We start from the raw sequence: 19,842 nt of genomic DNA on the forward strand, positions 1-19,842 counted from the left end.
TGTTGAAAAAACGTTTGATATGTATAGCAATGATCAGTTTTATGCTTTTCTTAACAGCGCAGCCAGCCTCACTGTTTGCTGAAACAAAAGATCCTGAAAATGGCACAGTGAATGAATGGCTCAAAGATGAGAAAGAAAGCAAAAAGGATACAGAAAAGAAAACCACTGACAATCAAACGAATCCGGCAGAAGAAGTTCCCTCTTCTTCTGTCTCCATTATGGATTTTGTCAAAATGATTGGTGCCTTACTTTTTGTCATCCTGCTCATTTACGGATTGGTGAGATTTGTAGGCAAGCAAAACCGCTTACTCAAGCCATTTCGCTATGTTGAAAATATTGGCGGTACGACGGTTGGTCAAAATCGTTCAGTACAGCTGATTAAAGTGGGCAAACGAGTATTAGTTGTCGGCGTAGCAGACTCAATCCAGCTGCTAAAAGAAATCGATGATGAACAAGAATGCGAAGCGATTGTGAAACAATACGAAGAAGCGATGGAAAGTAAGACTGACTTACCGAAAATGATGCAAAAATTAACATCGCAAGTGAAGAAACACGATCAGCCGACCACTTCTTCTTTTTCAGCCAATTTAAAGGCGCAGCTAGCCGAATTGAAAAAGACCCAATCAGAAGTCAGAAAGAAAGGCCCGAAACAAAATGAATGAGTTTATCGATTTATTTAATTCCAGTGGCACAGGGAATATTAGCACATCTGTCCGTCTACTTTTATTGTTAACTGTATTTTCAGTTGCACCAGGCATTCTTATTTTAATGACCTGTTTTACACGGATTGTGATTGTACTTTCGTTCGTCAGAACATCACTTGCAACCAACTCAATGCCGCCAAACCAAGTGCTTGTAGGACTTGCTTTGTTTCTCACATTTTTTATTATGGCACCCACGTTCTCAGAGATTAATAAAGAGGCACTCACGCCGCTTTTAAATGATGATATTACGTTAAATCAGGCCTATGAAAAAGCCGAAGTGCCAATTAAAGAGTTTATGAGTAAACATACGAGACAGAAAGATTTGGCTTTATTTCTTAGTTACGCAAAAATGGATACCCCTGAATCGATTAAAGATATTCCCTTAACGGCGATGGTACCAGCTTTTGCAATTTCAGAATTAAAGACGGCATTTCAAATTGGTTTCATGATCTTTATTCCATTTTTAATTATTGACATGGTGGTCGCAAGTGTCCTGATGTCGATGGGGATGATGATGCTTCCGCCGGTTATGATATCGCTCCCTTTCAAAATATTGTTATTTGTATTAGTCGATGGATGGTATTTGATTGTTAAATCTTTGCTGCAAAGCTTTTAGAGTAGGTGCTTAAAACATGAGTTCAGAATTTGTCATTACGATGGCTGAAAGATCAGTGTATGTTGTATTACTTGTCAGCGGGCCGCTTCTAGCGCTCGCACTAATCGTGGGACTAATTGTCAGTGTGTTTCAGGCGACAACCCAAATCCAAGAACAGACGCTTGCGTTCATTCCAAAAATTGTTGCAGTGCTCATTGGACTTGTTGTGTTTGGTCCGTGGATGCTTTCAACAATTGTGTCATTTACAACAGAGCTGTTCTCGAATTTAGATCGATTTGCAGGTTAATCAGAGATGTCAATCATAGAATTATTTCCTGCCTTTCTTCTAGTTTTCATTCGGATTACCGCTTTTTTTGTGACAGTGCCGCTATTAGCGCATCGAACGATACCAGCAGTTCACAGAGTTGGTTTTTCACTGTTTTTGGCTGTCATTAGTTTTAGCACAATTAAAGAACCGCCAACACTCGATATCGACGGTCTTTACATGATGCTTGCCGTGAAAGAAGCAATGGTCGGACTTCTTCTTGGACTGATTGCATATATCATGGTGTCCGCTGTTCAAATTGCCGGTTCGTTCATTGATTTTCAAATGGGTTTTGCAATCGCTAATATTATTGATCCACAAACAGGGGCGCAAACGCCGCTAATGGGGCAGTTTTTTTATACGGTTACCTTGCTGCTGATGCTGGCAACAAATGCACATCATTTGCTGCTTGATGGAATCTATTACAGTTTCCAATATATTCAAGTTGATCAGTATGCGCTGAACTTCGGCAGTGAATCCTTTGCTTACTTTATCGCAAAGAGTTTCAACCAAATGTTCATCATAGCCTTTCAAATCTCAGCACCTGTTGTGGCTAGTTTGTTTTTAGTCGATTTGGCATTAGGAATTGTGGCACGTACAGTTCCGCAAATGAACGTATTTGTCGTTGGACTTCCCATTAAAATGGGCGTGAGTTTTATTATGATCATCATTTGTATGGGTGTCATCTTCGGGGTCGTCCAAAATACATTTGAAACGATTGTGCTTACCATGAGGAATTTCTTGGAATTGGTCGGTGGTTCGTCATGACGACAAGACTTAGACTCGACTTGCAATTTTTCGCAGGTGAAAAAACAGAAAAAGCAACACCGAAAAAGAGACGGGATTCACGTAAAAAAGGGCAGGTTGCCAAAAGTACCGACGTCAATACAGCCATCTCATTTCTACTAATCTTTTTATCATTCTTTTTTATTGGGCCTTTTATGAAAGAGCGTATTATTGCGCTCATTGAACGTTTTTATTCAACAACGATGCTAATGAAGGTTAGCACATCTAATATTCATCAACTATTTGTGGAATTACTTCAGGAAACAGGACTCCTCCTCATGCCAATCCTTGGTGTTGGTATGCTGGCAGGGATCATTAGTAACTATTTGCAAGTTGGCTTTCTCTTTTCGACAGAAGTAATCAAACCGAAATTAGAAAAACTTGATCCAATCAAAGGGTTTAAACGAATATACAGTATTCGAGCCCTCGTAGAGCTATTAAAATCCATTTTGAAAATTGGTTTAATTGGTTTTGCGACATTTATTGCACTTTGGATGCACTTTGACGATATCCTGAGGCTTCCTTTATTAACAGCAGAGGAAACTCTTCATTTTGTGGCAAATATGACCTTGATTATGGGTCTATATGCAGCAGGTGCTCTCATGGTCTTAGCGGGGCTTGATTATATGTATCAGAAATTTGATTATGAAAAAAACTTACGGATGTCTAAACAAGACATCAAAGATGAGTATAAAAAATCAGAGGGTGACCCGCTCATAAAATCAAAAATCAAACAGCGGCAAAGGGAAATGGCCATGAGACGGATGATGCAGGAAGTCCCAAAAGCGGACGTCATCATTACAAACCCGACCCACTACGCAATTGCCTTGAAATATGACGAAGAAAAGATGGACGCGCCCTATGTAGTGGCAAAGGGAACGGATATTTTGGCTTTGAAAATTAGAACAATTGCGAAAGAACACGATGTCATGACTGTAGAGAACCGGCCGCTCGCCCGTGCCCTCTACGATCAAGTGGATATCGACCAAGCGGTACCGGAAGAATATTTTAAGGCGATCGCAGAAATTTTGGCCTATGTATATAAAACGAAACAAAAGATTTTATGAATTTTTGGTTTTAAAAGGAGAGAACAGGCATGTCAGCAAGAGATTTATCTGTTTTATTCAGTGTTATTTTAATCGTGGCGATGCTGGTCATACCGTTTCCGCCCGTCCTATTAAGTATCTTAATCATTATTAATATTTCTCTTGCGCTTATCGTGCTTCTCACCACAATGAACATGCAAGAACCACTGCAATTTTCCATTTTTCCATCGTTACTTTTGCTCTTAACACTGTTTCGATTAGGGCTTAACATCTCTACAACACGTTCTATTTTATCAACTGGAGATGCTGGTAAGGTTGTAGAAACGTTTGGATCATTTGTTGTTGGGGGCAATATACTCGTTGGTCTGGTTGTCTTCCTTATTCTGATCATCATTCAGTTTGTTGTCATCACCAAAGGGGCAGAGCGTGTATCAGAGGTTGCGGCCAGATTTACACTCGACGCGATGCCAGGTAAACAAATGAGTATTGACGCAGATTTGAATGCAGGAATGTTGACAGAAAGTGAAGCTAGAAACCGCCGTGAAAAAGTAGCCAGAGAAGCAGACTTTTATGGTGCAATGGATGGTGCAAGTAAGTTCGTTAAAGGGGATGCCATCGCAGGTATTATCATCGTTATTATCAATATTATCTTTGGAATTATTATTGGGATGATTCAGCAAGGAATGTCGATTCAAGAATCAGCTTCCCACTTTACTCTTTTAACAGTGGGGGACGGAATTGTGTCGCAAATCCCTGCACTTCTCATCTCAACAGCGACAGGGATTGTTGTCACAAGAGCGGCTTCTAACGGAAACCTTGGTTCAGACATTACGGATCAGCTCTTTGCCTTCCCTGCCATGCTTTACGTCACAGCAGGCACGATCTTCCTGCTTGGATTGTTTACGCCGATTGGCATACTTTTGACAGGGCCGATCGCAGGTTTGCTTGCACTCGGTGCATACTTGATGTCGAAAAACAAACAGGATCAAGAAGAGATCGAAGAAGTACTGGAAGAGCAAGCAGAGGTAGAAGAGATGAAAAGTCCAGAAAGCGTCATTCATCTCCTGCAAATGGATGCCATTGAATTTGAATTTGGCTACGGGTTGATCCCGCTTGCAGATGCCAATCAAGGCGGAGACCTCCTAGACCGAATTGTCATGATCAGAAGGCAGCTTGCTCTTGAATTAGGTCTTGTCATTCCAGTTGTCCGTATTCGAGACAACATTGCGCTGAACCCGAATGAATACAGACTCAAAATAAAAGGGAACGAAGTGGCAAAAGGAGAGCTGCTGCTTGATCATTACTTAGCAATGTCTCCAACGCCTGATGATGATCCGATTGAAGGAATTGAAACAATCGAACCATCCTTTGGTTTGCCGGCAAAATGGATATCAGAAGCAGAAAAAGATCAGGCTGAAATGCTTGGGTATACAGTGGTCGATCCAGCATCTGTTGTGTCTACCCACATCACAGAGAAGATTAGACAAAACACCCACGAACTGCTTGGACGCCAAGAAACGAAGCAATTAATCGATCATCTGAAAGAAAGTTATCCTGTTCTAGTAGATGAGGTAACACCGAATCCGCTAGCAGTCGGGGATATCCAAAAAGTACTTGCAAAGCTTCTGAAAGAAAAGGTCTCTATTCGAAACCTTGTGACCATCTTTGAGACCCTTGCAGACTACGGAAAATTAACGACTGATACAGACTTGCTAACAGAGTATGTTAGACAGGCACTTGCAAGACAGATTACTGCACAATATGCAAGAGAAAATGAATCATTGAAAGTCGTAACATGCTCAGGCCGAGTCGAAAAGGTGATTGCAGACAGCGTGCAGCAAACAGAGCATGGAAACTACTTATCGTTAGATCCAGAATCCTCTGAGAGTGTGATTCAATCAGTGGCGAGAGAAATTGAACAGCTTTCGCTTCGTCAGGAAACGCCGGTTCTATTATGCTCACCTCCTATAAGAATGTACGTCAAACAGTTGTTAGAAAGATATTTCCCAGATTTACCGGTACTATCTTATAACGAACTAGAAGCAAATGTGGAAGTACAGAGCATCGGAGTGGTGGATATCTAATGAAAATGAAAAAAATCACAGCGAATTCTATGCAGGAGGCAACGATTCAAATCAGGCAGCAGCTTGGGAAGGATGCCGTCATATTAAATTCGAAAACCGTTGTCAAACGAAAGCTGTTCGGTTTAAAGAAACAGCAAATGGTTGAAGTGATTGCAGTGCTGGATCAAGATTTTGAAGAAAGAGCGGGGAAAGGATTACATCCAGCAGCAGCGCCTATCCCGGTGTTACCGAAAAAGGAGCAGATTCAACATCTTACGCAAGAGCTGCCGGCTGCCGCTCAAGCAATCAAAGCAGCGCCTTCTCATTCTCAGCCTTTAGAATATGCAAGAAACGAGCGACATGCTGGGATCTTGCCGGATTCTCTCATCAAGGTTGATCAAAAGCTAAAAGATCAAGGTCTTGATGATGAGATTCGAGATGAATGCTTAAAGGGTCTTTTAACAAAGGGTGCTGTGAAAGAAGAGCAGATTGAAAAAGAACTTGAAAAACTGCTCACAGGGATGCTGCCGGCTCACACTTCTGATGAGCCGATGATTCGTTCGAAATACATTGTGCTGTTTGGTTCAACTGGTGCTGGTAAAACGACAACGATTGCAAAGCTTGCTGCGAAAACGGCTATTCAGCAGCAAAAGAAAATTGCTTTTATCACAACAGATACGTACCGGATTGCAGCGATTGAACAACTAAAAACATATGCTGAACTGCTGAATGCACCTCTTGAGGTTTGTTATTCAAGAGAGGACTTTGTGAAAGCACAGCAGACCTTTAAAGACTATGATCATATTTTCATTGATACAGCAGGCCGTAACTTTAAAGAAGAGGCGTATATTAAAGAACTGACAGATATCATTCCATTTGATGAAAGCATTCAAAGTTTTCTTGTCATGAGTGCAACGTCGAAGTATCAGGATATGAGAGCTATGGTCAAACGTTTTGAGCCTGTTCCAATCGATCAATTTATTTTCACAAAAGTTGATGAAACAGACACGATGGGAACGATCTTTCAAATCATTGCAGAATCTCAAATTGGGCTCGGTTTTTTAACAAATGGCCAAAATGTGCCTGAGGATATTCTTGAGAGTTCTCCCCTTGATTTGACAAGGATGGTCTTACAATGATGAAGCCTGACCAAGCCGAAGGTTTAAGAAAGCTTGTTCAGCAGAATCAAATGATTGTGCCGAACTCTCTTCATGCGAATGGACAGGCGAAAACCATTGCTGTCATGAGCGGTAAAGGCGGGGTAGGTAAATCGAATTTGACGCTGAATATGGCACTGTCTATCGCAAATACAGGCAAACAAGTGCTCATTATTGATCTCGACTTTGGCATGGGGAATATTGATATTTTACTAGGGAAAACATCGACCAGCTCTATATTAGACGTGCTTGTTAGAAAAAAATCCTTCCAAGCGGCTATGACAAAAGGAACGGACAATCTGTATTACATTTCTGGCGGAAGCGGGCTTGAACAGCTGTTTTCTTTAGACAAAGATCAATGGTCGTTCTTTTTAGAAGAGATGGGGAAAATATTGAATGACTTTGATTGTATATTCTTTGATATGGGTGCAGGCTTGTCAAAAGATCAACTCCCCTTTGTCTTATCGGCAGGAGAAGTGGTCGTCGTGACAACGCCAGAACCAACATCCATCATGGATGCCTACAGCGCAATTAAGCACTTAGCCATTCATCAGTTTGAACAGTCTGTTCAAATCATTGTCAATCGGTGTAAAACCCCTTCGGAAGGATCTGAAACGTACCGGAAATTAGCGGGAGTGGTGACGTCATTTCTACACCGAAAGCTTGTGTTTGCTGGGGCGGTACCTGATGATCCTGCTGTTCCTAAAGCAGTCATTGAACAAATGCCATTTTATATGAAGCAGCCTCATTCAAGGCTAAGTAAAACCATTAAAATGCTGGCTGAAACACTTTATCATCAGCAGATAAGAGAGGCACAGAGAGAGCAGCATACGTTTATAGATAAGTTGTCCTCTTTTTTTAAAAGGAGGAAGGTGGACTCATGATTAGAGTGCTTGTAGTAGATGACTCGGCTTTTATGAGAAAACTCATCAGTGATTTCCTAAGTGCCGAGCAAGAAATTGAAGTCGTCGGAACGGCGCGAAATGGAGAAGATGCCTTAAAGCGGATTAAGGAATTGAATCCAGATGTTGTCACACTTGATGTGGAAATGCCTGTTCTAAACGGAACAGAAGCATTAAAACAAATTCTGGCTGAACACGACCTTGCTGTGATTATGGTGTCAAGCCAGACGAAGCAAGGGAAGGAATTAACCATCCATTGCTTAGAACTCGGTGCTTTTGACTTTGTGACAAAGCCTTCAGGAAGTATTTCGCTCGATTTACACAAAGTAAGAGGTCAAATTGTAGAGCGGGTACTTGCGGCAGGCCTGTCTAGAAAACGTACTGAGAAACAAGTTTCTCCTAAGCCGTTCATGAAGCCGCCAAGTCCAATTCCAGCGGCCGCTCCCCGCCTGCAAGAAGTAAGAAGCGGCTCATCGCTCCGAAAGATTATTACAATCGGAACTTCTACGGGAGGGCCTAGGGCGCTTCAACGAGTCGTCACGAAGCTGCCAAAAGACATAGAGGCGCCGATTTTGATTGTGCAGCATATGCCGGCCGGATTTACGGCATCGCTGGCTACTAGATTAGATCATTTATCACAAATTACGATCAAAGAAGCTCAAGATGGAGACATCGCTAAAAATGGAGTGGCTTACATAGCTCCTGGTGGATTGAATATGTCACTTCATGAACAAGGGGCAGCTTTAGTGATCAGGCTGTCCCCAGAAGACACTGACAGCCGTCACAAACCTTCTGTTAACTATTTATTTGAATCCATCAGCAACATAAAAGGCTACGAGAAAATCGCTGTCATTATGACAGGGATGGGTAGTGACGGCACAGAAGGTGTCAAAAAAATGGTCGCAAGCGGTCATACAAAAGTCATTGCAGAAAAAGAAGAATCATGTGTTGTTTTCGGAATGCCTAAATCAGTCATTAAAGCAGGCCTTGCACATGAAACAAGGCATGTGGATGACATCGCACATGCAATTATAAGCTCCATGAAAAAAGAGAGGGCGTGAACACGTTGGATGTAAACCAATACTTAGATATCTTTTTAGATGAAAGCAGAGAACACTTACAAACTTGTAATGAAAAACTTCTTGAATTAGAAAAGAACCCAACAGACTTGCAGCTAGTGAATGATATATTCAGAGCCGCTCATACACTGAAAGGCATGAGTGCAACGATGGGCTTTGATGATATGGCTCAATTAACACATCATTTAGAAAACATGTTTGATGCCATCAGAAACGAACAAATGATTGTCACTCCTGAATCAATGGATACGATGTTTGAAGCACTTGATCACCTGGAAGCAATGGTTCAATCGATTGCAGAGGGCGGGGATGGAAAACGTGATGTCACAGAGATTAGTAAAAAACTAGATGTGACAGGAAGTCATGCAGAAACAGCATCTGCCGTTGAGACTGCTGAAGCATCATCAGCTGCAAGCGACCTAGATTATAACGAATTTGAACGAACAGTTCTTGATGAAGCGAGAGAACAAGGCTTTAAATGTTATGAGCTGAACGTGACATTAAGTGACGCATGCTTATTAAAAGCCGTTCGTGTCTATATGATTTTTGAAAGACTGAACGAAGCAGGAGAAGTTGTCAAAACGGTTCCGAATGCAGAACTTTTAGAATCAGAAGATTTTGAATCTGAATTCAGCATTTCTTACTTATCGAAACAGCCGATGGAAGAAGTGAAAAAAATCGTGACAGCGATCTCAGAGGTTGAACAAGTGGAGATTTCCGAAGTCTCTGCCTTTGAAGAAGCGGCTCCGGCTGAAACAAAAGCAGAGAAACCTGAGCAGAAAAATGAAGAAGCCGCAGCGGCGCCTGCTATTAAAGCGCCAGCAAACGATGCGCCAAAAGCAAATGGCAATAACGGTGCAGCTGCCGGCGGAACGAAAACGATCCGTGTCAACATCGATCGTCTAGATTCACTTATGAACCTGTTTGAAGAGCTTGTCATTGATAGAGGACGTTTAGAACAGATTGCCAAAGAACTTGAAAACAACGAACTCACGGATACAGTGGAAAGAATGTCCCGTATTTCTGGAGACCTGCAATCGATCATCTTGAACATGAGAATGGTGCCTGTAGAAACGGTGTTTAACAGATTCCCACGTATGATTCGTCAATTGACGAAAGAGCTCAATAAGAAAATTGAACTGATCATTGAAGGTGCTGAGACAGAGCTTGATCGAACAGTGATTGATGAAATTGGCGACCCGCTCTTACACTTACTTAGAAACAGTCTCGATCACGGGATTGAATCACCAGAAGAACGTGTGAAAAAAGGCAAACCGGAAAAAGGAACCGTTCTATTAAAAGCGTATCATAGCGGAAACCATGTCTTCATTGAAGTAGAAGATGATGGCGGCGGGATTAACCGTAAAAAGGTCCTTGAAAAAGCATTAGAGCGTGGGGTTATTTCGGAAAGAGAAGCGGAAACGCTTGAAGATCACCAAATTGATTCATTGATCTTTGCAGCAGGGTTCTCTACAGCTGATACGATTTCTGATATCTCGGGCCGAGGTGTAGGTCTTGACGTTGTGAAAAACAAGCTGGAATCATTAGGTGGTTCTGTGAGTATTAACTCAACAGAAGGTCAAGGCTCACTGTTCTCAATTCAGCTTCCACTCACATTATCGATCATTTCCGTACTTCTTGTGAAACTAGAGGAAGAAACATTTGCTATTCCGATTTCTTCTATTATAGAAACGGCTGTCATTAAGAAGAGTGACATCCTTCAAACGCATGATCGTGAAGTCATTGATTTCCGCGGATTTATTGTACCGGTTGTGTACTTGAAGAAACAGTTCAACGTACCAAATGCGAATGATTTAGAAGAAGAACTGCACATTATTGTTGTCCGTAAAGGAGACAAGCTAACAGCATTTGTGGTCGATTCGTTTATAGGTCAGCAAGAGGTTGTATTGAAATCACTTGGAGATTACCTACCAAACGTATTTGCGATATCAGGCGCAACAATCTTAGGTGACGGTCAGGTTGCACTCATCGTTGACTGTAATGCACTGATCAAGTAAAAAACAATAGAGGAGCGGTCTGAAATGAGTACAGATATCAAAACTGGCGAAAAGATGATTGTGTTTATCGTAAACAAAAAAGAATACGCCATTTCAGTATCAGAAGTAAAGTCCATTGAAAAATGGCAGCAGCCGACGAGAGTTCCTGGCGTTGCCCCTTATATATGCGGTGTCATTAATCTACGGGGTGTCGTGACACCTGTCATTGACCTTAGAGTGAGACTTGGATCAACTGACAACGAGATTACGGACGAAACAAGAATGATTATTGTACAAGTTGGTGACATTGAAGTCGGCTGGATTGTTGATGAAGCAAATGATGTCATTACTGTCCATCAGGAAGAGGTAGAATCTTCTACTGATTCAGCTGAAAAAGAAGGACTGTCATGGGTGACAGGGATTATTAAGCATGATCAGCGTCTATTCAATATCATTCATGCTGGTGCGGTCCTCGACAAGAGCGTGCAAGATGCACCTGTTCATTAAGGGGGATGTGAAATGAGCATTTTCAATGAAATTAAAGATGAACAGCTAGATATATTAAGCGAGGTTGGGAATATCGGAGCAGGCCATGCAGCGTCTGCTCTTGCCAGCCTATTGAATCGCAAAATTGATATGGCTGTTCCTTTTGTCAAAGTTCTCTCGTTTGAAGATTTAATGGATTTCTTTGGTGGAGCAGACCTTCCAGTTGCCAGTATCTTTTTGCGAATGGAGGGTGATCTTACCGGTTCAATCTTTTTCATTATGCCGTTTGAACAAGCTGAACAATTTGTAAGAGAGCTTGTTCAGGACCCAGCATTTGATATTGATACGATTCATGAACACATGCTAGGAACATCAGCGCTTCATGAGCTAGGAAATATTTTAGCAGGCTCTTATTTATCAGCACTTGCCGATTTAACAAAACTGCAGCTTCATCCAAGTGTTCCAGATGTCACGCTCGACATGTTCGGGGCTGTCATTAGTGAAGGATTAATGCAGTTTAGTCCTCTCGGCGATCAGGCAATTGTGATTGATACATCTATTTTTGATGATCAAAATCAGCAAGAGCTGAAAGGAAATATGTTTCTATTACCAGACTTTGAATCGTTTGAAAAACTGTTCAAAGCATTAGGTAACCTATAATGAACGTGCAGATTCCGGCAGTTGTAAAGGTTGGTATAGCGGATGTTCAGCTTGTGAAAACACCGGACCGTATTCGGACATCCGGTCTCGGTTCTTGCGTAGGACTTGTCCTTTTTGACCAAGAAAAAAAACTGGCAGGACTTGTCCATGTCATGCTTCCAGACTCCTCTCTTTCAAAAGGAGCGGTAGAGAACTTGGCTAAGTATGCAGATACAGGTGTCAAGCACACAATTGATCTGCTCTTAAAAGAAGGAGCGCGTAAACATGCGCTAAAAGCGAAGCTTGCTGGCGGCGCGGAAATGTTTAAATTTAAGTCAACCAATGATCTGATGAGAATTGGGCCTAGAAATGTATCAGCTGTGAAAGAACATCTGTCTCTTCATCATATCCCGATCATTAGTGAGGATACGGGCGGGAACAACGGACGCACGATTGAATTCGATCCGCTTACAACAGAACTTGAGATCCGCACTGTGAAACAAGGCATTATGAAGATATAACTAAGGAAGTATAGGGGGAGAAAGATGCAATCCTTAAATTACGAAGATCAGGCGCTATGGGCTAGATGGAAAGAGTGGAAGGACCCAGCTGCTGGAGATGATCTTATGCGCCGCTATATGCCGCTCGTCACATATCATGTTGGAAGAATTTCCATCGGTCTCCCGAAGTCAGTGCACAAAGAAGACTTGATCAGTCTAGGGATGCTCGGTTTATATGATGCCCTTGAAAAATTTGACCCCGGAAGAGATCTGAAGTTTGATACATATGCATCCTTCAGAATTCGCGGGGCCATCATCGACGGTCTTCGTAAAGAGGACTGGCTGCCTCGTACATCAAGAGAAAAAACAAAAAAAGTAGAAGCGGCAATTGAAAAGCTTGAACAGCGATATTTGCGAAATGTGACACCAACAGAGGTTGCTGAAGAACTCGGCATGAGTGAACAAGATGTGGTCACAACGATGAATGAAGGGTTCTTTGCGAATTTGCTCTCGATTGATGAGAAGCTGCATGATCAAGAAGACGGAGAAAACGTTCAAGTCATGATTCGCGACGAAAAGACTGTGACACCTGAAGAGAAAATGCTGAAAGATGAATTAATTGAACAGCTTGCCGAAAAAATGACAGAGCTTTCCGAAAAAGAAAAGCTTGTGATTAGTCTTTTCTATAAAGAGGAATTGACGTTAACGGAAATTGGTCAAGTGCTTAATTTATCGACCTCCCGCATTTCGCAAATTCATTCAAAGGCATTGTTCAAGCTTAAGCATCTGCTTGATAAAGCCATTCAATCTTAAAGAGTTAGTGAGTGAAAAAATATGCTATGGCTGATTAGCTTTCTGCTTCATGCTGCACTTATTTATTTTGTGATCATTTTATACACGAGAATGAATTCGCTGAAGGCAACAGAACAAAAGCAGCGAGAGCTTTTAGAAGAAACGGAAAATACCCTGGCTGCATTTTTGATGGAAGTTAAAGAAGAGAATGAAAAACTATCAAAAGCAGCAGCCACTTCCCCTGATTTTTCTGCTGAAGAGCTGGAATCGGATCTTCAGACACCAAAGCAGCCACAACCACCAATTGAATCCCAGCAATCGGTAGAAAGTGAAGATCCAGTTCCAGAGCACCTGTCGGCTCTCCTTAGCGAAGTTGAGGTGCAGGAAGAGAAGGTAAACGAACCCGTTTCAAGTCTCGAAACAGAAGCTTCTGCGCCTTCTGAAAGTGAAATAGAAGAAACATTCGAGAATCAAGTAAAGGCCTTATATGATCAAGGGCTATCATTAGAAGAAATAGCGAAAGAGTTAAAAACGGGCAAGACAGAAATCGAGCTTTTATTAAAATTTAGCGGAAAGCTGTAAAGGATTCTTGATTGTCAGTCCATCATGTGTTATATTATTTCTTGGTGTTAAATACACACGCTTAATGATTCGTATGAAGGTGCTGCCGTGGCGCAGTTTTATGTGAACATGACTTAAGCGGAGGAAAAAAAACCATTATATTAGGAGGCAACAACATGTCAGTTATTTCTATGAAACAATTGCTAGAAGCTGGTGTTCACTTCGGTCACCAAACACGCCGTTGGAACCCAAAAATGAAGCGTTACATCTTTACAGAGCGTAACGGTATCTACATCATCGATCTTCAAAAAACGGTGAAAAAAGTAGAGGAAGCTTACAACTTCACGAAAAACCTTGCTGCTGACGGAGGAAAAATCCTTTTCGTTGGTACGAAAAAACAAGCACAAGATTCAGTGAAAGAAGAAGCAATCCGTTCTGGTATGTTCTATGTAAACCAACGCTGGCTTGGCGGAACGTTAACAAACTTTGAAACAATCCAAAAACGTATCAAACGTTTAAAAGATATTGAAAAAATGCAAGAAAACGGTACGTTCGAAGTTCTTCCTAAGAAAGAAGTCGTTCAACTGAAAAAAGAATTAGAACGTCTTGAAAAATTCCTAGGCGGAATCAAAGACATGAAGGGTCTTCCAGATGCACTTTTCATTATCGACCCTCGTAAAGAGCGTATTGCAGTTGCAGAAGCTCGTAAATTGAATATCCCAATTATCGGTATCGTTGACACAAACTGTGATCCAGACGAAATTGATGTTGTGATCCCTGCAAACGATGATGCAATCCGTGCTGTAAAACTTCTAACTGCTAAAATGGCAGATGCGATTCTTGAGTCTAAACAAGGCGAAGAAGAAGCTGTTGTAGAAGAAACGACAGAAACTGAAACAACAACTGCGTAACCTATTCAAAAGGTGATAAGAGGGAACTGCCTTTTATCACCTTTTTTTCACCTAGTAATCCGTGTTTTAACATAGAAGGAGGAAATGTAAAATGGCAATTACTGCTCAATTAGTAAAAGAACTGCGTCAAAAAACTGGTGCAGGTATGATGGACTGTAAAAAAGCGTTAACAGAAACTGATGGTGACATCGATAAAGCAATCGATCTTCTAAGAGAAAAAGGAATCGCAAAAGCTGCGAAAAAAGCAGACCGTATTGCGGCAGAAGGATTAACTCTTATTAAAACTGACGGCAACACTGGCGTGATCCTAGAAGTGAACTCTGAGACTGATTTCGTTGCTAAAAACGAAGGATTCCAAAATCTTCTTAACGAACTTGCTGATCATTTACTTGCTGCGAAACCTGCAACAATTGAAGAAGCACATGCTTCTAAAATGGAAAATGGTTCAACAGTTGAAGAACATATTACTTCTGCAATTGCGAAAATCGGAGAAAAAATTACGCTGCGCCGTTTCTCAGTCATCACAAAAGAAGATAACGCTGCATTCGGTTCTTACTTACACATGGGCGGACGCATCGGTGTATTAGCGGTTCTTAACGGAACAACTGATGAAGAGCTTGCGAGAGACATCGCAATGCACGTTGCTGCTGTAAACCCTAAATACATTTCTCGTGACCAAGTGTCTGAAGAAGAAGCAAACCGTGAGCGTGAAGTATTAACACAACAAGCGCTTCAAGAAGGAAAGCCTGAAAATATCGTTGCTAAAATGGTAGAAGGCCGTCTAAACAAATTCTTCGAAGAAATTTGCTTACTTGACCAAGCATTCGTTAAAAACCCAGATGAAAAAGTGAAACAAGTTGTAGGTGCGAAAAACGCAACTGTTCAAACTTATGTTCGCTATGAAGTGGGCGAAGGTATCGAAAAGCGTCAAGACAACTTTGCTGAAGAAGTCATGAGCCAAGTGAAAAAATAATGTTTGAAAAGCTCTCTGGGGCTTTTTTAGGGAGCACAAGCACTGTGTTCCCTATTTTTTAGAGGATATTGATTTACAAAAGACGGTTTCTTACGCATAATAAGAGACGGTATAGTTTACACTTGGAGGTTATCATGAGCAAACCGAAATATAATCGCATTGTACTGAAGCTAAGTGGAGAAGCACTAGCTGGTGATGCTGGAAATGGAATTAACCCAACTGTCATTCAATCAATTGCAAAGCAAGTAAAAGAAATTGCAGAACTTGATGTTGAAGTTGCAGTCGTTGTAGGCGGAGGAAACCTTTGGCGTGGTAAGACAGGCAGTGACTTAGGAATGGACCGGGCAACAGCAGACTATATGGGGATGCTTGCAACAGTGATGAATTCATTGGCATTACAAGACAGCCTAGAAACGCTTGGCATTCAGTCTAGAGTACAAACCTCTATCGAAATGAGACAGGTTGCAGAGCCATACATAAGAAGAAAAGCGATCCGTCACCTTGAGAAGAAACGTGTCGTGATTTTTGCTGCAGGTACTGGTAACCCTTATTTCTCTACTGATACAACAGCAGCACTTCGTGCAGCTGAAATTGAAGCAGATGTCATTTTAATGGCGAAAAACAATGTAGACGGTGTCTACAGTGCTGATCCTCGTACAGATGCGGATGCAGTAAAATATGATAAGCTTTCATATCTTGATGTACTAAAAGAAGGGCTTGCTGTAATGGATTCTACTGCGTCCTCATTATGTATGGACAATGACATTCCATTAATCGTCTTCTCTATTATGGAAGAAGGAAATATTAAACGTGCCGTCAATGGCGAATCAATCGGAACGATCGTGAGGGGGAAATAACGTGTCAAAAGAAGTGTTGAACCAAACAAAAGAAAAAATGGAAAAAGCCGTTCAAGCATATGGACGTGAACTAGCAACTGTCCGTGCGGGCAGAGCTAATGCTTCCCTTTTAGACAAAGTAACAGTGGATTACTATGGCGCACAAACACCACTTAACCAAATTGCGTCAATTACAGTGCCAGAAGCACGTATGCTGATTATCACACCTTACGATAAAACAGCGATCGGTGATATCGAAAAGGCGATCCAAAAGTCTGATCTTGGTATCACACCAACAAGTGACGGAAACGTGATCCGTATTGCGATCCCAGCACTAACAGAAGAAAGACGTAAAGAACTTGTAAAAGTTGTGAGAAAATACTCAGAAGAAGCAAAAGTAGCTGTTCGTAACGTTCGTCGTGATGCAAACGATGAATTGAAAAAGCTAGAGAAAAATGGGGAGATCACTGAAGATGAATTAAGGTCATCTACAGAGGATGTTCAAAAATTGACAGATGAATATGTCGCTAAAATTGATGAAGTGACAAAAGATAAAGAAAAAGAAATCATGGAAGTTTAAGAAAAAACTATGTACAATAGATAATAGTGAAAAGACCCTCTTCATGTTTACAGGGGGTTTTTTTGTTAATACTGTTGAGGACTATATTAATAGCGGGAACGCAACCTTTTTGGGTGATGGAGGAATCTCATGCTCAATATACTCAAAAATTGGAAGAATCAGCAAACAGCAGCTTCCAACTTAGAAAGCCTGACAAAAGAAGACATATTAAATGGAGAAATTCCTGAACATATCGCCATTATCATGGATGGGAATGGAAGATGGGCGAAGAAACGTGCTCTTCCACGGGTAGCAGGACATCATGAAGGAATGAAAGTCGTCAAGCGCATGACAAAGCTTGCAAATGAGCTGAATGTCAAAGTGTTGACTTTGTATGCTTTCTCTACAGAGAATTGGAAACGTCCAAAACTAGAAGTAGACTTTTTAATGAAGCTTCCTGAAGAATTTTTAAACATTTATCTGCCTGAACTCATCGAGGAAAATGTCCGTGTACGTTTAACAGGAGATCCAGACGGCCTCCCGCAGCATACAAAAAAAGCGGTAGAGAACGCAGTGAAGAGTACGGCGAATAATGACGGACTCATTTTAAATTTTGCGCTCAATTATGGAGGACGGACAGAAATTATTTCTGCATGCAGACAAATTTCTGAAAAAGTCAAAGAAGGCAAGCTTCAAGCAGAAGACATCACAGAAGAGATGTTTTCAGCTTATTTAATGACAGAATCTCTTCAAGATCCGGATTTGCTTATTCGCACGAGTGGAGAAATTAGATTGAGCAACTTTATGCTTTGGCAAATTGCGTACAGCGAGTTTGTCTTTACGGATGTGCTTTGGCCTGACTTTTCTGATGAGCATCTCATAGGCGCTATCGGAGAGTACCAGCGCCGCGGCCGGAGGTTCGGTGGAATTTAGAGGGTGGTGCAGATGAAACAAAGAATTTTGACGGGTGTTCTGGCAGCTGCAGTGTTTTTACTTGCAGTGATTTATGGACAAATGCCATTTACCCTGCTGATTTATTTAATGGGAAGTGTCGCTCTCTTTGAGCTTCTTAGAATGAAAAAGATTTCGATTTTCAGCTTTCCTGGCATTGTCAGCTTAATTTTGCTTTGGCTGTTAATGGGCGGAGAAAATAGCTTCTTCCCGAACGTAGACGCATCAAAAATGCAGATTGCTTTATTTGCAGTCTTAATCCTTTTAACTTATACAGTTCTGAGCAAAAACTCTTTCACATTCGATGAGGTTGCTTTTGTTATATTAGCCACATTATATATTGGCGTTAGTTTCTATTATTTTATTCAAATTAGAGGCTTGTATGGCATGAGTGCGATCTTCTTCGCAGCGGTGATTATTTGGTCGACTGACTCAGGTGCCTATTTTATTGGGAAATCTATGGGGAAACGAAAGCTTTGGCCAGAGATCAGCCCAAACAAAACAGTAGAAGGATTTATCGGTGGAATCGTCACAGCGGTCGTGCTGTCACTTGTGTTTCAGGCGGTTACAGGATTTTTGCCATCATATCTGCTTGTTATATTTATTACTCTTTTGCTCAGTATTTTTGGACAGCTTGGCGACCTTGTTGAATCTGCTTTAAAGCGTCATTACCATGTGAAGGATTCAGGGACAATACTTCCGGGTCATGGCGGAATTTTGGACAGGTTTGACAGCTTTTTATTCGTTCTGCCGTTTTTATATTTATTGCTGGCCACGTTTGCCAGCTAACCTCATAGAAACTAATTGAACGAGAGAAGGAGTGGCAATTTGAAATATATTTCGCTATTAGGCGCAACAGGATCAATTGGAGAACAAACATTAGATGTGATCAGGCAGCATCCAGACAAATTCAAGTTGAAAACGATGACGTTTGGCAGAAATATAGACAAGGCCATCCCCATCATTGAACAATTTCAGCCTGAATTCGTTGGATGTGTAGACGAAGAGACCTATCGCACGTTAAAAGGTCATTCATTTCAATACGATGTCAAAATGGCTGCGGGTGATGAAGCGAATATCGAAGCAGCGACCTATGATGCAGTGGATGTTGTGGTCAATGCACTGGTAGGAAGTGTCGGACTTGTGCCGACATTAAAAGCCATTGAACAAAAAAAGACGATCGCACTTGCAAATAAGGAAACACTTGTGACAGCTGGTCATATAGTAAAAGAGTACGCCAAAAAGTATGACGTGCCTTTACTTCCTGTCGATAGTGAACACTCCGCTATTTTTCAATCCCTGCAAGGTGAACAAGCTAAAAACATTGAACGCTTAATCGTCACAGCTTCAGGCGGCAGTTTCCGAGATAAAAAACGCACGGAGCTTGAAGGTGTAACGGTTGAAGAAGCGCTGAATCATCCGAACTGGTCCATGGGCGCAAAAATCACGATCGATTCAGCGACCATGATGAATAAGGGGCTTGAGGTGATTGAGGCGCATTGGCTGTTTGATATCCCATACGATCAAATTGATGTGCTGTTACATAAAGAGAGCATCATCCATTCCATGGTGGAATTCCATGACAAAAGTGTTATGGCTCAGTTAGGTACACCTGACATGAGGGTTCCGATTCAATACGCGCTCACTTACCCTGATAGAGCGCCATTAAAAGAAGCGAAATCATTGAACCTTTGGGAGATTGGACAATTAAATTTCCAAAAAGCGGATTTTGACAGGTATCGCTGCTTACATTTTGCTTATGAATCAGGTAAAATAGGAGGGACAATGCCGACTGTGCTTAATGCAGCCAATGAAATAGCTGTTGATGCATTTTTAAAAGGCAAAGTAACGTTCCTGCAAATTGAAGAATTGATTGAAAAGGCACTGAACAGACATCATGTGATTTCAACGCCTAGTTTGCAAGATATCCATGAAGTGGACAAAGATACACGAGACTTTGTTCAATCAATCCTCGCATAA

Annotated in this window: 22 protein-coding genes; all 22 read left to right on the forward strand. The window is 41.4% G+C overall.

Annotation, left to right across the window (positions count from 1 at the left end; genetic code table 11):
- Positions 1 to 2: 2 nt before the first annotated feature.
- Complete coding sequence (fliZ, locus tag NST57_RS08595) at positions 3 to 662, forward strand: flagella biosynthesis regulatory protein FliZ (protein ID WP_142155044.1); 660 nt, start codon at positions 3 to 5, stop codon at positions 660 to 662.
- Complete coding sequence (fliP, locus tag NST57_RS08600; protein WP_142155045.1) at positions 655 to 1,320, forward strand: flagellar type III secretion system pore protein FliP; 666 nt, start codon at positions 655 to 657, stop codon at positions 1,318 to 1,320. Before fliZ ends, fliP begins: the two co-directional genes overlap by 8 nt.
- 16 nt (positions 1,321 to 1,336) lie before the next feature.
- Positions 1,337 to 1,606, forward strand: a complete 270-nt coding sequence (fliQ, locus tag NST57_RS08605) for a flagellar biosynthesis protein FliQ (RefSeq protein ID WP_003211206.1) — start codon at positions 1,337 to 1,339, stop codon at positions 1,604 to 1,606.
- A gap of 6 nt (positions 1,607 to 1,612) precedes the next feature.
- Positions 1,613 to 2,392 (forward strand): flagellar biosynthetic protein FliR, encoded by a 780-nt coding sequence (gene fliR / locus NST57_RS08610; RefSeq protein ID WP_142155046.1) that lies wholly within the window; start codon positions 1,613 to 1,615, stop codon positions 2,390 to 2,392.
- A complete protein-coding gene (flhB, locus tag NST57_RS08615; protein ID WP_142155047.1) occupies positions 2,389 to 3,477 on the forward strand; it encodes a flagellar biosynthesis protein FlhB in 1,089 nt (362 codons plus the stop codon). Before fliR ends, flhB begins: the two co-directional genes overlap by 4 nt.
- Before the next feature lie 29 nt (positions 3,478 to 3,506).
- Positions 3,507 to 5,540, forward strand: coding sequence for a flagellar biosynthesis protein FlhA (gene flhA / locus NST57_RS08620; protein WP_142155048.1), 2,034 nt, complete (start codon positions 3,507 to 3,509; stop codon positions 5,538 to 5,540).
- Positions 5,540 to 6,658: a flagellar biosynthesis protein FlhF gene (gene flhF / locus NST57_RS08625; protein WP_341298395.1), complete on the forward strand. Its 1,119-nt coding sequence runs from the start codon at positions 5,540 to 5,542 to the stop codon at positions 6,656 to 6,658. Before flhA ends, flhF begins: the two co-directional genes overlap by 1 nt.
- Entirely contained in the window at positions 6,655 to 7,560 is a 906-nt protein-coding gene (locus NST57_RS08630; protein WP_142155050.1) for a P-loop NTPase, read from the forward strand. Before flhF ends, NST57_RS08630 begins: the two co-directional genes overlap by 4 nt.
- Complete coding sequence (locus NST57_RS08635; protein ID WP_142155051.1) at positions 7,557 to 8,639, forward strand: chemotaxis-specific protein-glutamate methyltransferase CheB; 1,083 nt, start codon at positions 7,557 to 7,559, stop codon at positions 8,637 to 8,639. The genes NST57_RS08630 and NST57_RS08635 overlap by 4 nt, the downstream gene beginning before the upstream one ends.
- 5 nt (positions 8,640 to 8,644) lie before the next feature.
- A complete protein-coding gene (locus NST57_RS08640; protein ID WP_341298396.1) occupies positions 8,645 to 10,675 on the forward strand; it encodes a chemotaxis protein CheA in 2,031 nt (676 codons plus the stop codon).
- Positions 10,676 to 10,699: 24 nt separating this feature from the next.
- A complete protein-coding gene (locus NST57_RS08645) occupies positions 10,700 to 11,161 on the forward strand; it encodes a chemotaxis protein CheW (protein ID WP_008344771.1) in 462 nt (153 codons plus the stop codon).
- A 12-nt stretch (positions 11,162 to 11,173) separates the two neighbouring features.
- Positions 11,174 to 11,800 (forward strand): chemotaxis protein CheC, encoded by a 627-nt coding sequence (locus tag NST57_RS08650; protein WP_007499567.1) that lies wholly within the window; start codon positions 11,174 to 11,176, stop codon positions 11,798 to 11,800.
- Complete coding sequence (locus NST57_RS08655) at positions 11,800 to 12,300, forward strand: chemotaxis protein CheD (protein WP_007499566.1); 501 nt, start codon at positions 11,800 to 11,802, stop codon at positions 12,298 to 12,300. The genes NST57_RS08650 and NST57_RS08655 overlap by 1 nt, the downstream gene beginning before the upstream one ends.
- 24 nt (positions 12,301 to 12,324) lie before the next feature.
- Positions 12,325 to 13,092: a FliA/WhiG family RNA polymerase sigma factor gene (locus NST57_RS08660; protein WP_007499565.1), complete on the forward strand. Its 768-nt coding sequence runs from the start codon at positions 12,325 to 12,327 to the stop codon at positions 13,090 to 13,092.
- Positions 13,093 to 13,113: 21 nt separating this feature from the next.
- Positions 13,114 to 13,653 (forward strand): Swarming motility protein SwrB, encoded by a 540-nt coding sequence (locus NST57_RS08665; protein ID WP_142155053.1) that lies wholly within the window; start codon positions 13,114 to 13,116, stop codon positions 13,651 to 13,653.
- A 155-nt stretch (positions 13,654 to 13,808) separates the two neighbouring features.
- Positions 13,809 to 14,543: a 30S ribosomal protein S2 gene (gene rpsB, locus NST57_RS08670; RefSeq protein ID WP_007499561.1), complete on the forward strand. Its 735-nt coding sequence runs from the start codon at positions 13,809 to 13,811 to the stop codon at positions 14,541 to 14,543.
- 91 nt (positions 14,544 to 14,634) lie between these two features.
- On the forward strand, positions 14,635 to 15,516 hold the full coding sequence (tsf, locus tag NST57_RS08675; protein WP_007499558.1) for a translation elongation factor Ts: 882 nt from the start codon (positions 14,635 to 14,637) through the stop codon (positions 15,514 to 15,516).
- Positions 15,517 to 15,650: 134 nt separating this feature from the next.
- Positions 15,651 to 16,373 carry a UMP kinase gene (gene pyrH, locus NST57_RS08680; protein ID WP_008344767.1) on the forward strand — a complete coding sequence of 241 codons (723 nt, stop codon included), beginning with the start codon at positions 15,651 to 15,653 and terminating at the stop codon, positions 16,371 to 16,373.
- Between the two features lies 1 nt (position 16,374).
- The gene (gene frr, locus NST57_RS08685; RefSeq protein ID WP_008344764.1) at positions 16,375 to 16,932 is read left to right on the forward strand and encodes a ribosome recycling factor; all 558 of its coding nucleotides are present in this window, start codon (positions 16,375 to 16,377) and stop codon (positions 16,930 to 16,932) included.
- A gap of 129 nt (positions 16,933 to 17,061) precedes the next feature.
- Positions 17,062 to 17,844, forward strand: a complete 783-nt coding sequence (locus tag NST57_RS08690) for an isoprenyl transferase (protein ID WP_142155054.1) — start codon at positions 17,062 to 17,064, stop codon at positions 17,842 to 17,844.
- A 12-nt stretch (positions 17,845 to 17,856) separates the two neighbouring features.
- Positions 17,857 to 18,651 carry a phosphatidate cytidylyltransferase gene (locus NST57_RS08695; protein WP_142155055.1) on the forward strand — a complete coding sequence of 265 codons (795 nt, stop codon included), beginning with the start codon at positions 17,857 to 17,859 and terminating at the stop codon, positions 18,649 to 18,651.
- Positions 18,652 to 18,690: 39 nt separating this feature from the next.
- On the forward strand, positions 18,691 to 19,842 hold the full coding sequence (gene dxr / locus NST57_RS08700; RefSeq protein WP_142155056.1) for a 1-deoxy-D-xylulose-5-phosphate reductoisomerase: 1,152 nt from the start codon (positions 18,691 to 18,693) through the stop codon (positions 19,840 to 19,842).

Origin of the sequence: Bacillus sp. FSL M8-0077 (assembly GCF_038050255.1) — a bacterium.
GTDB classification, from domain to species: Bacteria; Bacillota; Bacilli; order Bacillales; family Bacillaceae; genus Bacillus; species Bacillus altitudinis.

What these genes read in the sequence shown, in the direction of transcription:
- flhB (WP_142155047.1), top strand. Translation starts at nt 2,389, where the DNA reads ATGACGACAAGACTTAGACTCGACTTGCAATTTTTCGCAGGTGAAAAA.
- flhA (WP_142155048.1), top strand. Translation starts at nt 3,507, where the DNA reads ATGTCAGCAAGAGATTTATCTGTTTTATTCAGTGTTATTTTAATCGTG.
- fliQ (WP_003211206.1), top strand. Translation starts at nt 1,337, where the DNA reads ATGAGTTCAGAATTTGTCATTACGATGGCTGAAAGATCAGTGTATGTT.
- tsf (WP_007499558.1), top strand. Translation starts at nt 14,635, where the DNA reads ATGGCAATTACTGCTCAATTAGTAAAAGAACTGCGTCAAAAAACTGGT.
- fliR (WP_142155046.1), top strand. Translation starts at nt 1,613, where the DNA reads ATGTCAATCATAGAATTATTTCCTGCCTTTCTTCTAGTTTTCATTCGG.
- NST57_RS08655 (WP_007499566.1), top strand. Translation starts at nt 11,800, where the DNA reads ATGAACGTGCAGATTCCGGCAGTTGTAAAGGTTGGTATAGCGGATGTT.
- NST57_RS08660 (WP_007499565.1), top strand. Translation starts at nt 12,325, where the DNA reads ATGCAATCCTTAAATTACGAAGATCAGGCGCTATGGGCTAGATGGAAA.
- NST57_RS08650 (WP_007499567.1), top strand. Translation starts at nt 11,174, where the DNA reads ATGAGCATTTTCAATGAAATTAAAGATGAACAGCTAGATATATTAAGC.
- flhF (WP_341298395.1), top strand. Translation starts at nt 5,540, where the DNA reads ATGAAAATGAAAAAAATCACAGCGAATTCTATGCAGGAGGCAACGATT.
- NST57_RS08635 (WP_142155051.1), top strand. Translation starts at nt 7,557, where the DNA reads ATGATTAGAGTGCTTGTAGTAGATGACTCGGCTTTTATGAGAAAACTC.
- pyrH (WP_008344767.1), top strand. Translation starts at nt 15,651, where the DNA reads ATGAGCAAACCGAAATATAATCGCATTGTACTGAAGCTAAGTGGAGAA.
- NST57_RS08645 (WP_008344771.1), top strand. Translation starts at nt 10,700, where the DNA reads ATGAGTACAGATATCAAAACTGGCGAAAAGATGATTGTGTTTATCGTA.
- NST57_RS08695 (WP_142155055.1), top strand. Translation starts at nt 17,857, where the DNA reads ATGAAACAAAGAATTTTGACGGGTGTTCTGGCAGCTGCAGTGTTTTTA.
- NST57_RS08665 (WP_142155053.1), top strand. Translation starts at nt 13,114, where the DNA reads ATGCTATGGCTGATTAGCTTTCTGCTTCATGCTGCACTTATTTATTTT.
- NST57_RS08630 (WP_142155050.1), top strand. Translation starts at nt 6,655, where the DNA reads ATGATGAAGCCTGACCAAGCCGAAGGTTTAAGAAAGCTTGTTCAGCAG.
- fliP (WP_142155045.1), top strand. Translation starts at nt 655, where the DNA reads ATGAATGAGTTTATCGATTTATTTAATTCCAGTGGCACAGGGAATATT.
- NST57_RS08690 (WP_142155054.1), top strand. Translation starts at nt 17,062, where the DNA reads ATGCTCAATATACTCAAAAATTGGAAGAATCAGCAAACAGCAGCTTCC.
- rpsB (WP_007499561.1), top strand. Translation starts at nt 13,809, where the DNA reads ATGTCAGTTATTTCTATGAAACAATTGCTAGAAGCTGGTGTTCACTTC.